Here is a 14,582-nt window from a genome sequence, read left to right on the forward strand (position 1 = left end):
TGTCATCCGCATCGCCTACCAGACGCTGGCCGCTGTCTTGGGCGGAGCCCAGTCCATACACGCCAACGGCTACGATGAAGCGGTGTGCCTGCCGACGGAACAAGCCATGCTGCTGGCCATTCGGACTGAGCAGATAGTGGGGCTCGAGTCCGGCGTTACCAATACCATAGACCCGCTCGGAGGTTCCTACTATGTTGAGTCCCTGACCAATGAGATTGAGAAGAGGGCATGGGAGTATATCAAGAAGATCGAAGACCAGGGCGGTCTTTTGAAGGCCATCACCAATGGATGGATTCACCGGGAGTACAAGCAGGCCATAATTGACTACGACCACAAACTGAAGTCCGGCGAACTTACCATTGTGGGCGTCAACAAGTTCCGCCTCGATCCGGACAAGGTGCCCTACAAGGTGCCCATCTTCAAGTCAGATCGTACCTCCGTCGAGTTTCTCAAGCAAAGGATCAAGAAGCTCAGAGAGACCAGGGACAAAGCCAAGCACGCCCAGGCCATGAAGAAGCTGGACGAAGTCCTCCGCAGCGACGCCAACTCTGTCCCGGCTATCAATGAAGCGGTGGAAGCACACGCTACCCCTGGAGAGTTGGGGGCGGCTGTGATGAAGGTCTACGGCAAGTGGACCTACCCGATCGGTGTCTAGGGAAGGAGAAGAAGCAATGACTCAGAAGAAAGTCAGAGTTCTAATGGCCAAGCCGGGGCTGGAGGGTCACTGGCGCGGATTGATTTCCGTCAGCCAGGCTTTCAAGGACGCCGGCTTTGAAGTGGTATACGGTGGCAGCATGCCTCCGACTGAGATCGCTGCGACCGCTCTTCAGGAAGACGTTGACATAGTGGGCCTCAGCATACTCTGCTCCAACTATATGGAGCTGGTCACCGAGGTCATGAAGGAACTCAAGGCCAAGAAGAAGGATGATGTGATCGTCATATTGGGTGGCATCATCTACGAGGATGATTTTGATGCACTCCACAAGATGGGCATCGATGGGATATACATCCCGGGCACTCCTCTGGACGATATAGTGGCCTCGGTCCGCCAAGTCATTACCCGGGGCAAGAGGAAGGTTACCAGGTAGGATTGCCCACCGGGAGTGCGTTATCCAAACTGCCCCTATGGCGGGCTCACTCCCACATCTATAGCAAAGTTGCTAAGCAATCTCACTTCCTGAAGTTTGACACTTAGAACAAGCCTATCTTATACTTAAACTGTAATCAGCTTCTAGACTCAATCTCTGGACTCAGTTTTTGTAACTAGCGAGGAAGAAATATTGGTGCCGACTGCGGCTGTAAAGCAAGGCCACATACTGGGGTCTGATTACAGCGAGTTTGTTTCGACTATAGCTGGAGTCCAGGTATCTGATCCTTCAACTAGTTTTCTCCGACCTGACTGCACCTGCGATTCTATATACTATTCCGGGAATGTTTTGATTCCTGCCAAAGGTGATCATGTGTGGGGATGGTAAGGTTTTGAGACTATCGGGTTTCAGTGCAAGCTGTGGTATCGGACGGAATGTCTTACTGTTGATAGGCTTATCCATAGTTTATCCTTGTGGTCTATAATCGAGGAGGGAGTGAATGAGCGTAAAGGATCCATTGTGGTTGGCAAAACATCTACATAGCAGGAAAAGGGTCCTGATCATGGCTGGTGCCCTGTGCGATCAAATAGATCTGGAGGGCAAGAGCTTATTGGATTATGTAGCAGAGATATCCAAGAAGATAAATGCGCCCATTGCTGCTACGGGGAATACGGTTAATGGTTTGAGACAAAGAGGCATCGATACAAAAAAGGCATGGGCGATCGAAATGGTGAATTTCACGCGCTATGACTGGAAGCACCCTATCATGAATGGAAAACCTGAAATCATGGTCTTCATAGGCTATAGCCCGACACTTGCCAGCAACCTGGTCTCCGCGGTCAAGGATGTGGAGACTGTTGTGCTGGGCAATACGTGTGTTGATGAGGCGACTTACTCTCTTCCTGATACCACCAGCTTCAAGGCGTGGCAGAAGGAACTGACGGATTTGATCCAGGCACTGGGGAAATAATAGCGCGAAATGAACGATCAGGCTGCGATACCGAAGGAGCGGGTCAGTGACGGTGAGTTCCGGCACTACGTGTTCAGTGTGTCGGAGGTGCGCGCTGAGGCAGAGCGATTTCTGGGGCAAGCAGGATACGAACTGAAGCCTCCAAAGTACATTGGCCTTGTTCAGCCTGATTTTCGAGCAAAGCGCAAGACGAGCAGTGGTACCTTTGAACTTGTTGGGATGGTGCGTGACAATCTGGATCAGGCAGTCGAGGCGCTTATCAAGCTGGCTGCCGTAAAGGCTGCCAACCGTGATGTTGATTGTGTCCTGGTGCTCCCCCCCGTAAATGAGTACCTCTTGATTGAATGGCTGACAGAGGAGAGCGGGCGATGGTACTTTGGCCTGAAGGACTGCAAACTCGTGGTGTGGTTCTGCAATCCGGACAATAAGACAACGATATGCGTTATTGGAGCGCCGGCAGACAGGGACTTTCAGAAGCACTTCTATATGAGTACGATGAGTTTCGATGACTACATGTCCATCAGAGCGTCTCACCTCATTAAAGAGAGGCTTCTGGCAGAAGAAGAGGAAGAAGACTAGGCCGAAGAAGGCCTTCTAAATCAATCAAAAAATACTCTTGAGGAGGAGGTGAGAATGGCTAAACATCTGGAAGGCAAGAATGCTGTGGTCACGGGCGGAGGCCGGGGCATAGGAAGAGCAGTGGCATTGGAATTGGCCAGGAATGGCGCCAAGGTAGTCGTATCTGATCTCGGCGGCAGCGCGGCTGGAGAAGGCGCGGATGCGACGCCGGCGCAGCAGGTGGCAGATGAGATCAAGAAGGCTGGTGGGCAAGCGGTTGCCAATCATGATAACGTCACCGATTTCGCTGCGGCAGAGCGGATCATCAAGACATGCGTGGACAACTTCGGCAGGATAGACATTCTGGTCAACTGCGCCGGTATTCTGCGTGATCGCATGATCTTCAACATGACGGAACAGGAGTGGGATGCCGTCATCGCGGTTCACCTGAAGGGCATGTTCAACATGTGCCGCCATGCCTCCAAAATGATGAGGGAGCAGAAGTGGGGGAGAATTGTTAGTACTACCTCTGATGCCTGGCGAGGTGCCCCGGGGCAGCCCAACTACAGTGCTGCCAAGGGTGGCATTGTAAGCCTCACCTACACCATGGCGGGAGAGTTGGGCAAGTATAATGTGACTGTGAATGCCATTGCTCCAATAGCAGCTACCAGACTGACGATGAGTGATGAGGTGAAGGCGAGATTCACCAGGGCTCTTGAAGCGGGCATGATGAACAAGGAACAGTATGAGGATGCAATAAACATGCCCGGGCCGGAGTTTGTGGCCCCAATAGTGGCCTACCTTTGCACGGAAGAGGCAAAAATCATCAATGGTAAGGTTATCGGGGTCAGCGGTGGTCGCGTGGCTATCTATACCAAACCATTCGAGATTGCTGGCCTCCATAGGCAGCATAGGAAAGATGGTGCCTGGACAGTGGACGAGCTGATCAAGTTAGTCCCCGGGACTTTGATGGCTACACCATTGGTCATGATGTAGTTTTCGATCTCAAGGTGGATTTAACTTCGGCGCACTGTGGTCTAAGGCACGGTGCGCCGAGATGCAGTTGTCTGGAGGAACTGGCCTGTTTGAGAAGGCGCTTGTCTAAGGGTCTTCTCAAGCGTGGCACAGTCTGGGATATGTATGGAGCTATGTAGAAGGAGGTCAATGTGAGTGTTGCGGAAAGTGCCGAGATAAAGATACCAGCCGGAAGAGAGTATCAGTTGCCGACCGACCCTGATCATCTGTGGGATGGGTTGAGGGATATCGGGTTGGGTATAAGATGGGTAGCTGAGGTAAAAAAGGTCGACATGCAAATTGAGCTGTCGGGGCCAAAGTGGGAATACAAGAGTTACACCATCCTTGAGATCGTAGAAGAACCGGGGAAGGTCAGGAATGGCATAGTTAACCTTGTTGGCCCAGATATACATGAAGTCCCGCCTGGGAGCTCTTTCCCTATGGCATGGGACATCAAGGTCTATGGCCAGGGGATAACCCAGAGACACCGGGAATACATTGAAAGACAAATGGCCATGTCATTACATGGCATAGAGGGCTATATGGCCTTTGGCTCATTCCAGGCCCCCTGGATGCGCTTCAGCAAGGCTATCGTTGGCCGACTCACCTTTGCGAAGCTGTGCCAGGTCATACATGCCTACGTCAAGACCGTTGTCCCGCAGGTGGAGGCGATGGAGTTCCGCTGGATCATTGCATCGGAGGAAGTTGGTGGCCTCAAGCTGATTGAGCCACTCTACAGGTTGGGTATTCAGAGGCTGAAGGCGCAGGAACTGTCGGTCTCTCTTGAAGATGGTGACGTGGATATCTTCTATGGCTGCACTATCTGCAAGTCGCTGGCCCCCAACCACGTGTGCGTCATTACACCGAGCCAGATACCGTACTGTGGCATCCTCTCCTATAATGGAGCACAGGTGACGGTGGAGCTTGATCCGGAGGGCTATATCTTCCGAATGCGCAAAGGCGAGTGCAAAAATGAAGAAAAGGGCAGCTACACCGGTGTGGATGAGGCAGTCTACGAGAGGTCTAATCATCAGATAAAGCGTGTGAATGTCTTCAGTGCCATAAAGTATCCTACTACCAACTGCGGTTGCTTCGAAGGGGCGGCATTCTATATTCCTGAGGTAGATGGACTTGGCTTGGCTATAAGACGGTACATTGGGGTAACTCCGTTGGGCATAAAGTTCTCGCGTCTGGCTGGCATGATTTCAGGCGGCTCTCAGAACCATGGAAATAAGGGCGTATCCATGCGGTCCATGCAAAGCAAGACCTTTCTCAAGGGCGATGGGGGTTGGAGCAGGATAGTGTGGATGCCCGCCGATTTGAAGAAGGAAGTCGCGGAATACATTCCCGAAGAAATCTACGATAAGATTGCCACTCAGGAGGATACTGTTGATCCTATCGAGCTGAAGGAGTTTCTAAAGAAGAAGAAGCACCCGATAGTAGAGAAGTATTGGAAGAATGGCGAACCCCAGCCACTGAAAGTACCATTACCTGGAGCGAATTGGCCCGACGAATAGCCTTTGGAGGTGGACTATGGGAGAGAAGACCTGCGGTGTTTGTCAGAAGAAGGTAGCGGAGTTTGCATGTAGTGTGTGTGGCGCACCTCTGTGTGCAGAGTGTGTTCGAGAGGTAGCCATAGAAAACCCTGGTCAGAGAGTTCTGGGTGTATTAACCAGCCCTTTGAAGTCCGGAATGAAGAAGCAAAAAGTATGTGAGAAATGCATGAAGGAAGTGGACTTCGTTGAGTAGAGTAGCTCCTTCTTGCTGTTGTTTTAGTGACCCTGTAATTCACAACAAGTCACTAGATTGCCGGGAAGCTTATTTGCCGGTGTATTTACTTTCTCAAGGTTCTTAAAGACGAAATTCAGTGGTATTTTAAATACGACATTGAAGAATATCTCGGCGCACTCTGCAGTGAATATCGGGAATATCTGCCAGGTGAATAGAGGATACGTGTGTTCTGAATCGGTCATCAATTGTTTGTTCTGCTGACTCAATTAAGCGATATCTGGGAGGGAGAAAGCTGTGAAAGATAAGAGAATTGCTCATGTCGGATCTCTGGAGGTCGATATCAGCACAGTCGTGCGTGACCCGCGCGGTCATGAAGACGAAATTGTCGAGATAATGGAGAACGACTTTGTTGAGGGCCGCCATAGTAATTTTGGAGGGCGGATAACTCTGCTGCCCGATGCAGCAGACATAGCGGAACTGGATTATGCTCTGCTGAACAGGTATCCACCGTTATACACTCAGCCCAAGGGAGTTTGCACTGACTGTGGCCTGGGCCCCTGCAACTTGAAAGAGGATCAGGGAAAGTGCGGACTGGATATGGACGCTTTCCAGGGCAGGTTAAGCTTGCGCAAAGCATGCCGGGGTTGTATGACTCAACTAGTGGCCAGCCGACAATTGCTGAACTATGCTCTCAAACGCTGGCCAGAGGATACGCCTGTCAGCATGGGTGAGATTCTCGGTATCTCGGATCATGCTCCTGCCATAAGCGTATTATCCGGGATACACGTAAAGACTTTAGGGGATCTTAACAGAGCGCTTTCTTATGGAGAGGAACAGCTGGCCAAGCTCTTTCAGGCGAGTTATTCGGGCACTGGAACTGCGGTGAATTTTGAAAGCATGGTGCTGCATGCCGGGTCTGTTTTGCTCCTCACCATGGGTGTGGCTGAGATGCTGAAGATCTCCTGCTATGGCTTTATCAGTGCTGCCAATCAGCCACTGGATGGGATAGAACAGTTTCCTCCTGCTACTTTAAGTGGTGGATGGGCATCCATGGAGAGTGGAAAGCCTGTTATAGCCTTTGTTGGGGATGACTTCCTGCCGGCATGGTGTGCCATCGATCATATGAAGCAGAACGGTGTGACGGAAAAAATTGAGATATGCGGCATGGGTTCAGCCGGTGATGACATAGTGAGATTCTACGATAGGTGCCGGATCGTGGCCCCGATGGTGAGGGCGCCAAAGGCGATCAGGAATGGCCTGTTTGATGTGGTTGTAGTCAGTCCAGGCTGTATTCCCCTGGACATTCTATCCCAGGCGGAGCGTGTTGATAGCAAGGTTATATGGGTTGGGCACAATGGAATCAGCAATCTAGTGGATAGCACGGATGAGCCATCAGACAAGATAGTAGAGGCCTTACTTCATGGAGAAAAGGCAGTCTGGATCAGGGATGTAGAGAAGGCTGGTGAGGTGGCGGTGAAGTTGGCACAGAAGGTAAAGAGAAGCGGTAATTACATTATCTCTGACGATGAAGCAATGAAGCAGGCAAAGGGCCACAAGCAGGATTGTGATATTTGTTCCAGTGTCTGTCCTAATGGGTTGCCTGTGTCCAGGGCAGTCAGAGAATTGAGTAATGGTGACTGGAAGGGTTTCTTCGAGGTGGAGAAGGGATGCAATTTCTGCGGCAAATGTGATGAGGCCTGCCCCAGCAAGGTTAAACTGCGCGATGTCATTGTAGCTGCCGAAAGAAAGCAGGCCGGCACCGATAAATTCACAATGAGGCCAGGCAGGGGGCCGATATCCATAACTGAGCTGCTGCAATCTGCTTTCGCAGTAGGCTGGGGCAGCATACCAGCTATGGTGACCATCTTTGGTTGCGGCGATGCTAAGAAGGAGGAGATTGCCTGGCTAGCCAGTGAGTTGCTTAACGGCGGTTGCATGGTCTTTGTGGCAGGGTGTGCCGGAGCTGAAGTGGCTCGATCTTTCAGCCAGGCGAAGAAGAAGTACCTCTTTCAAGAATATGCTGGCACTTGTGCCTCGAGAAATATTGTGAATTGCGGCAGTTGCTCCGCTATTTGCCATGCTGTTCCGATGTATCTCATGCTGCGGCCTTCTGGTGGCATTCCTCTGTTTGGCAATATACCGCCGCTGGGAGATTCCATCAGTCTTGGTGGTGCTCAGTCTGTGATCATGTGGGGGGCATTGCCGGACAGGATGTATGCGGTGGCGGCTGCCTGGGCCCGGCTTGGATCAACGGTCATTGTAGGGCCTGCTTCATCCTCAGGATGGAACCGCTACCTGGTTGGTGATAGATATGATCGCAGCAAGTGGTGGGTCTATCATGGTGAGACGGGTAAGAGGCGTGAGGTTGAACCAGTAAAGGAACACTGCATTGTGCCCGTGGAAACTAAAGAGGAAGCGTTGACTATGCTGGCAAGGTCTGTGTTGAATGTAAGGGACTACAGAGAGAGCCGGGCTACTCACCTGGAGGTGATGATTGACTACTTTGAGCGCTTCTATCGGCAGCTGCCGGAGGATTGGCCTCTCTTTGTGAGGTCGGATTTCGAACTGCCGCCGAGATACAGACGACGTATGGTCAATCTCCTGGAATCCGAGTATGGATGGGAGACTGAAGGTGTGAAGGTTAAGAGGGCAAAGAATAGAGATGGCAAGCTAATGACCATGTCTGAGTTCGCAGCTACCTATGGGATGGAGCAAGGGATATATACCACAAGGCTTCGCACCCAGTTACCCCTGCGTCTCAGGGGTGTGGCTGATGAAGGCAAGTCTAAAAATCGGCCGTAAGTAAATACGAACCCCCCGCCAGGTTCTGTACCCTGGCACGATAGCACGTTGGGAATAGGGGTTTCTGAACATAGAAACCGGCTGTGTTGTGCTTGTCAATATAGGTTCCACGAAAGGGGTATACAAATGGCTATTCCAGAGGAAGAAGCAGTATCCAAACTCCCACCGGGAAGGATATTTCAGTTGCCGACCGACCTGGATCACCTTTGGGACGGGCTGGATGACGTCGGGCTCGGTCTAAGGTGGTTGAGTGAGGTGAAGAGAGCTGACATGCACATTGAGTTGGGTGGGCCTAAGTGGGACTATAAGATGTTCTCCATCTTCTACATTGAGGAAGATCCGGAGAAGGTCAAGGATGGCGAAGTCAAGTTGATCGGCCCGGACATTCCGGAAGTGGCACCAGGTACCTCATTACCCGGTGGGTTTACGATAAGGATCTATGGTAAACAATTGACTCAAGCACATCAGGGCTATGTATCCAGACAGATAGGAACTGCGCTGCAAGGCATAGAAGGATTCATGCTCTTTGGAACGCCAGATGCTCTGTGGATAAGGATAAACAAAGACGTGGCTAACAGGTTGACCTTTGCCAAGATATCTCAGTTTTGCTATGCCACCGCGAGAACGCTGCTCCCTCAGGTAGATGCCATATCATTCTTCTGGGCCATAGGGGCTCCTGAAGTCGGTGGTGTTGAGATGCTAAACCCGCTGGTTACCTGGGCGAAGGAGAAGTTGAAGATCATAAGTGCTAAGGAGCTCTACGATGACGAAGACGTAGATACCTTCTACGGTTGCACGATCTGCAAATCCCTGGCGCCAAATCATGCCTGTGTCCTTACGCCAAGCGCGCTGCCTTACTGCGGCATCATTGGCTATGATTCGGCTAGGGTAACAGCAGAAATAGACCCGGAAGGGTATGTTTTTACTATTCCTAAAGGTGAATGCTTGGATGCGGAGAAAGGGCATTACACGGGAGTCGACCAGGCCATATGGGAGAAATGCAATCATCTGGTAAAGCGTGTGAACATCTACAGCAGCATAAACTATCCGACTACCAATTGTGGGTGTTTTGAGGCAGCATCTTTCTACATACCAGATGCTGATGGTATCGGTCTGGCTATGCGGCGCTATACTAAGATGACACCGCTCGGTGTCAAGTTTTCCACTTTGGCAGGTATGATCTCCGGTGGGGCTCAAAATCATGGGTTCAAGGGATTGTCGATTGCCGGTATGGCGAGTAAGAACTTTCTGCGAGGAGACGGCGGTTGGAACAGGGTAGTCTGGATGCCTGCGGATTTGAAGAGGGATATCGCGGATGTGATTCCAGAGGAGGTCTATGACAAGATTGTCACCGAGGAAGAGACTATCGATCCTCTGGAGCTCAAGGAGTTGCTCCGCAAGAAAGGACATCCAATAGTAAAGATGTTCTGGAAGAATGGCGAACCCCAGCCATTAAAGTTGCCGCTTCCCGGTGAAGACTGGCCGGATAACTAAATTTAGATTGGGGGAATGTTTATGGAAAAGATGTGTGATCTATGCCAAAAAAGGGTAGCGCCGTGGACATGCCATGAATGTGGCATCGCTTTGTGTGACGAATGTGCCCGTGAGGTTCGCATTGATTCCACCAGACCGGGCCAGAGAATGATGGGCCGGATCACCAGCCCCATGAAGTCAGGGGTGCAGAAACTAAAGGTCTGCGAGAAGTGCTTCAAGGAAAAGGAGTTTCTCGGATAAGAGGTACCCTTTTCTGGTGATGGTTGCTGAGGAGAGAAGTAATGGAGAAGAAGAGGATTGCCCATGTAGGGCCTCACAAAGTTGACATAAGTGAAGTGGTGCGTGATCCCCGTGGTATTGAGGATATAGTCACGGAGATACTGGAGAAAGACTTTGTTGGGAGCCGCTATTCACAATTTGGGGCGTGGTTGAGTATCTTGCCCGACGCGGCGGATATCGGGGATTGGGATCGCACTCTGCTGGAAAGATATGTGCCGCTATATACCCAGTTTCAAGGCACGTGCATTGATTGCGAGTTAGGTACTTGCAGTCTCAAGGCAAGCCAGGGCAAATGCGGATTAGGGATGGATTCGTTTCAAGGCAGGCTGAGTTTGCGCAAGGCCTGCCGTGGCTGTATGGGCCAGATGGTAGCTACTCGTCATTTGTTGAACTATGCATTGAAGTTATGGGATGAAAGCAAGGCTGTCAGCATGGGTGAGCTCTTGGCCATGTCAGATGCCTGTCCTCCTGTAGGCACTTTGAGCGGCATCTATGTGAAAACCCTCAAGGACTTGAACAGGGTGCTCTCATACGGAGAGGCGCAGTTGGCTAAGCTGATGTCTGCGAGCTATTCAGGCACCGGAACAGTGGCGGATTTTGAAAGCATGGTGATGCACGCTGGTTCTGTTCTGCTTCTGGCTATGGGAGTGTCTGAGATGATTAAGGTCGCTTGCTTCGGCTTTACGTCAGCCGCTAACCATAAGATTGATGAACTGGAGAATTTCCCGCCGGCCAACGTGGTTGGAGGATGGTCGTCCATACAGGAAGGAAAGCCGGTAATCGCCTTTGTCGGCGATGATTTTCTGCCGGCATGGTGTGCCATAGAGTATCTCAAGCAGAATGAATTGTTGGACAAAGTCGAGATATGCGGTGTTGGCCCTGCAGGTGATGACGTGGTGCGCTTCTATGACAAGTGCCGCATAATTGCTCCGATGGTGAAGGCGGGCAAAGCTATCAGAAATGGCGTCTTCGATGTGGTTGTAGCTGCGAACGGATGTATTCCTTTGGATCTACTATCTGAAGCGGCAAGGGTGAAGAGCAAGTTCATATGGGTAGGAGCGCAGGGAGTTGGCGATCTGGTTGATAAGACTGATGAACCTCTGGATAAGATAGTGAGTGCCCTGGTTGATGGTGAAGAGGCAGTTTGGATTAGAGATGTTGAGAAGGCTGGCCAGGTAGCAGTCAAGGTAGTCCAGCAAGTGAAGGGAACACGGAAATTTATTCTAAATGATGAGTTGGCAGTTGAGCAGGCTAAGAAGTGTAAGGATGATTGTGATCTTTGCTCTATCGCTTGCCCCAATAGCTTGCCATTATCAAAGGCGGTCAGACTGTTACGCGGCGGTAACTGGGATGGTTTCTCAGAGGTGGAGGGAGGGTGCTATTTCTGTGGAAAGTGTGAAGAGGCTTGCCCGGCTGAAGTGAGGCTGCGGGACATAATAGTAGCGACTGAAAGGAAACAAGCGAGCAAGGACAAATTCATTATGAGAGCGGGAAGAGGTCCTCTCCCCCTCACTGAGATACTGCAGTCGGCTTTTTCCATGGTCTGGGGTAATGCTCCCGGTATCGTGGTGATAGCGGGTTGTGGTGATGCTCACCGCGATGATATCGGATGGCTGGCTCAAGAATTAACCAGACGAAACTGCATTGTCTTCGTGGCTGGATGTGCTGGTGCTGAGATTGCCCGCAACCACAACGAAAGGAAGGGCAAGTATATTTTTGAGCAGTACCTGGCTTCTATTGAGCCACGATCTCTCATCAACTGCGGTGGCTGCACCGCAGTTGCCCTGGCGAATAACATGTATATGTACTCGCGTGCTGCCGGAGGCATTCCTCTCTATGGGGGCATACCAGAGGTAGGCGAAGGGTCACTTTATTCTACCTTCACGTTGCTTGTATGGGGTGCTCTGCCTGACAGGATGTATGCAGCAGCAGCAGCATATGCCCGTCTTGGGATAAGGGTTGTAGTGGGTCCGGCTTCAGGTTGGACTTGGGGTCGCTATTTGCCTGGCAATAGGTATGATCGGAGCAAATGGTGGGTCTATCATGGAGACAATGGTAGTAAGAGAGAAACCGAACCTATTCCGGAGCATTTTATTATCCCCGTGGAAACCAAAGAGGAAGCGCTGACCATGATGCCCCACACTTTCTTCAGTACATCTGAGATGAGGGAGGGTCGGGCTGCTCGTCTTGACCTGCTTATTGAGTTGTATCGGCTGTTCTATGGCCAACTTCCCGATGATTGGAACTTGTTGGTGAGGTCCTATTTGGATATCCCGACGAGACACAGGATCAGATTGGTTAAGCTGCTTCGGGATGAATATGGTTGGGAAGGCGATGGATTGAAGATTACCAAGGCCAGGAATCGTGATGGGAAACTGTTAACCCTGTCGGAATTCAATACCAGCTACGGTATGGAGCTGGGAAGATACCACTGCAGACTGAAGAGGCTGTTGCCAAAGAGTGTGAAAGATAGAGAAAAGGGCAGTTAGTCTTCCTCGTCCTCAGTTTTCTCTGATTTTACGAGGTCAAGTGCGCTGAAGGGGCATTTTTCAGGACATAGGTTACAGATATCAAGGCCCGGTACTGCGCGTTTACAGCTTGACCATTCTACTACGTTAAGATTGCCGTCTATTACCTTAATGACTGGTGGTACGGGAGCGCGCTGAGAGAGCCTGCCGCCGGAAGTGATAGTGGTAAGTGCTCTATTGCAGACGGCGACGCAATCACCGCAACCGGTGCATCTCGACCTATCAATGACGTGATCTGTCCCTTTGATGCGCTCTCCTTCCCCCAACATCTCCTTCAGCATATTGTATGAATCACGGAATTCTTCCTTGAGAAGGAGAGGGCAGTCAGTCGGCTTCTTATTCCTGCTTATGAGGTCGAAGGCAAAGGCATAACACGTGGGAGAACCACAGAGCTTACAATTGGTACGTGGCAATAGCCTGTATATCTGGAGCGGTTGAAGATCTTTCTTAGGCAACTTTCCTCCTGACCAGGAGGTCTGAGGTCGGGGTAATATTCTTTTCGGTCGGCATGGCTGTCACATCTATCATCTTAAGGTTTGGCAGTTGCGATACCGATGGATCGTAGCTTCCCAGGTAGTTAGAATATAGGCTGGACGGCATATGGCCTATGCCTTCTTCGATAGCGGTTTCTGATTTTACTGTCACCACCACGGAGCCTGATTTGCCTTTGAGCTCGATAGGGGCGCCATTCTTAAGCCCCAGCTTTTTCAGATCAGTCGCGGATAGGTGCACCACGGCAGACTTGGTCTGATATTCATCGCCCAATCCATCTCTCTGCCTGGCAATCGCTTGGTGGATGTCGTCATAGGTCACGATGGTCAGACTAATACCTTGGTTAGATGAATCCATCAAATGCTCCCTGCCAGTTGTTTCAGGACTTCTTCCTCAGTAGGATTATCTATCTTCTTTGGGCCGGCTAATGCTACTTCATCCCCATCCATTCTTATCATTGAGCCGCCGTATTCTACACCGGGCAGTGCTGTTGGTATGACCACATCAGCGGAGATCGTGGTGGGTGTACGGAAGTGATCCAGACAGATGACGTTTATGCCCTGCAGATTCTTTATTATGGACTGAGGCAGGGCTGAAAACGGATCTGAACCCACTATTAGCACACATTCGGGGACACGGTTTCTTATTTGTTCCAATAAGGAGAACTCACTTCCGTGAGAAATGCCGCCGGCGAAGCTTATGCTATTAACATATCCCGTCTGTTTGTAAAGCGATTGATGGAATCCTCTCATGTTGGCTGCTGCTATCATGGGAATTACAGCAATCCTAGTCGACTGACTGAATGTATGTGCCATCTCGCTGAATGAGATGAGATCATTGTCAAGAGAGTAGATCAGGCCGAGACCGCAGAAGATCGCGCAAAAGCGAGACTTTACCACCATCTCTCTGAATTTTCTGGCTTCATCATGTCCATCCTGTCCCTCATCGAGTATGGCATTGATGAATTCCTTATCTTGTCCAGGCCTGATTCTGAAGGACGGCTTACACATTGCGCTCAACTCCGTCTGTCTAACCTCGACGCAGCTTAGTGTTACCTTGGGAAACCATCCGGCGGGATTGTAATCAGCATAAGCATAGTAAGTGTACTTCGAAAGGTGCCTCGGGTGGGTGTGGGGAGGATTGGCACCCCAGTAGATTAGCAGGTCTGCCTTATCTTTTACTTCGGAGAGAGAGCATGTTGGCAGATCCTCGGTAAGGATTTTATGCATCATGGCACCGTATGAAAAGGATGAGGCGTCATCGATCGTTCCACCAAGCCTTTTTGCCAGCTCGATGGCAACCGCCTGTGATTCTAAAGTCGAATTATCAAGACCAAAGACGAGGAGATTCTTTGCCTTGGAAAAGAGGTGCACTGCCTCTTGAATGGCTTCTCCCAAAGAGCGCCTTTGGCCTCTAATGAGGGCTTCTGCCCGACGCTGTGGATCAAAGCTGGAACGAAGATAGGCCGCCCCCTTGGCACAGGCGTTCTCGATACGGCCCAGATTGGCACCGTCGATCTCAACCCGGATATCGTCGCATAGACAACCGCATGCGGTGCAGACCAAGCTCTGAGAGCTCAATTGAAGACCTCACTCAACATTGCGGATATCACCTGTAGGCCTGATG

Annotated in this window: 14 protein-coding genes; 11 read left to right on the plus strand and 3 right to left on the minus strand. The window is 50.9% G+C overall.

Features of this window, described 5'->3' with window-relative positions; genetic code table 11:
- The 11 genes from NTZ04_07665 to NTZ04_07715 form a co-directional block, all read left to right on the plus strand.
- Positions 1–655: methylmalonyl-CoA mutase family protein (locus NTZ04_07665; protein MCX5992180.1), on the plus strand; the 655-nt coding region annotated here is incomplete at its 5' end.
- A gap of 16 nt (positions 656–671) precedes the next feature.
- Positions 672–1,088 carry a cobalamin-dependent protein gene (locus NTZ04_07670; GenBank protein ID MCX5992181.1) on the plus strand — a complete coding sequence of 139 codons (417 nt, stop codon included), beginning with the start codon at positions 672–674 and terminating at the stop codon, positions 1,086–1,088.
- A 499-nt stretch (positions 1,089–1,587) separates the two neighbouring features.
- Complete coding sequence (locus NTZ04_07675; protein MCX5992182.1) at positions 1,588–2,058, plus strand: hypothetical protein; 471 nt, start codon at positions 1,588–1,590, stop codon at positions 2,056–2,058.
- A gap of 9 nt (positions 2,059–2,067) precedes the next feature.
- Positions 2,068–2,637, plus strand: a complete 570-nt coding sequence (locus NTZ04_07680; protein ID MCX5992183.1) for a hypothetical protein — start codon at positions 2,068–2,070, stop codon at positions 2,635–2,637.
- A gap of 54 nt (positions 2,638–2,691) precedes the next feature.
- A complete protein-coding gene (locus NTZ04_07685; protein MCX5992184.1) occupies positions 2,692–3,612 on the plus strand; it encodes an SDR family NAD(P)-dependent oxidoreductase in 921 nt (306 codons plus the stop codon).
- Positions 3,613–3,782: 170 nt separating this feature from the next.
- Complete coding sequence (locus NTZ04_07690; protein ID MCX5992185.1) at positions 3,783–5,147, plus strand: acetyl-CoA decarbonylase/synthase complex subunit beta; 1,365 nt, start codon at positions 3,783–3,785, stop codon at positions 5,145–5,147.
- Positions 5,148–5,163: 16 nt separating this feature from the next.
- Positions 5,164–5,379 (plus strand): hypothetical protein, encoded by a 216-nt coding sequence (locus tag NTZ04_07695; protein MCX5992186.1) that lies wholly within the window; start codon positions 5,164–5,166, stop codon positions 5,377–5,379.
- A 276-nt stretch (positions 5,380–5,655) separates the two neighbouring features.
- A complete protein-coding gene (locus NTZ04_07700) occupies positions 5,656–8,163 on the plus strand; it encodes a hypothetical protein (GenBank protein ID MCX5992187.1) in 2,508 nt (835 codons plus the stop codon).
- Between the two features lie 126 nt (positions 8,164–8,289).
- Entirely contained in the window at positions 8,290–9,657 is a 1,368-nt protein-coding gene (locus NTZ04_07705) for an acetyl-CoA decarbonylase/synthase complex subunit beta (GenBank protein ID MCX5992188.1), read from the plus strand.
- A gap of 21 nt (positions 9,658–9,678) precedes the next feature.
- Positions 9,679–9,897 carry a hypothetical protein gene (locus NTZ04_07710; protein ID MCX5992189.1) on the plus strand — a complete coding sequence of 73 codons (219 nt, stop codon included), beginning with the start codon at positions 9,679–9,681 and terminating at the stop codon, positions 9,895–9,897.
- A 41-nt stretch (positions 9,898–9,938) separates the two neighbouring features.
- Positions 9,939–12,425, plus strand: a complete 2,487-nt coding sequence (locus tag NTZ04_07715; protein ID MCX5992190.1) for a hypothetical protein — start codon at positions 9,939–9,941, stop codon at positions 12,423–12,425.
- Here the strand turns inward: NTZ04_07715 and NTZ04_07720 are convergent.
- From NTZ04_07720 to NTZ04_07730, 3 genes are read right to left on the minus strand one after another with little or no spacing between them, the layout of a single operon-like run.
- Positions 12,422–12,919 carry a hypothetical protein gene (locus tag NTZ04_07720; GenBank protein ID MCX5992191.1) on the minus strand — a complete coding sequence of 166 codons (498 nt, stop codon included), beginning with the start codon at positions 12,917–12,919 and terminating at the stop codon, positions 12,422–12,424. The two genes, NTZ04_07715 and NTZ04_07720, sit on opposite strands and share 4 nt — an antisense overlap.
- Positions 12,912–13,313 (minus strand): formylmethanofuran dehydrogenase, encoded by a 402-nt coding sequence (locus tag NTZ04_07725; GenBank protein ID MCX5992192.1) that lies wholly within the window; start codon positions 13,311–13,313, stop codon positions 12,912–12,914. The genes NTZ04_07720 and NTZ04_07725 overlap by 8 nt, the downstream gene beginning before the upstream one ends.
- Complete coding sequence (locus NTZ04_07730) at positions 13,313–14,536, minus strand: hypothetical protein (protein MCX5992193.1); 1,224 nt, start codon at positions 14,534–14,536, stop codon at positions 13,313–13,315. Before NTZ04_07730 ends, NTZ04_07725 begins: the two co-directional genes overlap by 1 nt.
- Positions 14,537–14,582 lie beyond the last annotated feature (46 nt).

This window comes from Chloroflexota bacterium (assembly GCA_026389585.1).
In the GTDB taxonomy this organism is placed as follows: Bacteria; Chloroflexota; Dehalococcoidia; order UBA2247; family RBG-13-53-26; genus JAPLHP01.

Bases quoted from the DNA above. Each gene is read 5' to 3' on its own strand.
- NTZ04_07670 (MCX5992181.1), top strand. From the start codon at position 672: ATGACTCAGAAGAAAGTCAGAGTTCTAATGGCCAAGCCGGGGCTGGAG.
- NTZ04_07675 (MCX5992182.1), top strand. From the start codon at position 1,588: ATGAGCGTAAAGGATCCATTGTGGTTGGCAAAACATCTACATAGCAGG.
- NTZ04_07680 (MCX5992183.1), top strand. From the start codon at position 2,068: ATGAACGATCAGGCTGCGATACCGAAGGAGCGGGTCAGTGACGGTGAG.
- NTZ04_07685 (MCX5992184.1), top strand. From the start codon at position 2,692: ATGGCTAAACATCTGGAAGGCAAGAATGCTGTGGTCACGGGCGGAGGC.
- NTZ04_07695 (MCX5992186.1), top strand. From the start codon at position 5,164: ATGGGAGAGAAGACCTGCGGTGTTTGTCAGAAGAAGGTAGCGGAGTTT.
- NTZ04_07705 (MCX5992188.1), top strand. From the start codon at position 8,290: ATGGCTATTCCAGAGGAAGAAGCAGTATCCAAACTCCCACCGGGAAGG.
- NTZ04_07710 (MCX5992189.1), top strand. From the start codon at position 9,679: ATGGAAAAGATGTGTGATCTATGCCAAAAAAGGGTAGCGCCGTGGACA.
- NTZ04_07715 (MCX5992190.1), top strand. From the start codon at position 9,939: ATGGAGAAGAAGAGGATTGCCCATGTAGGGCCTCACAAAGTTGACATA.
- NTZ04_07725 (MCX5992192.1), bottom strand. From the start codon at position 13,313: ATGGATTCATCTAACCAAGGTATTAGTCTGACCATCGTGACCTATGAC.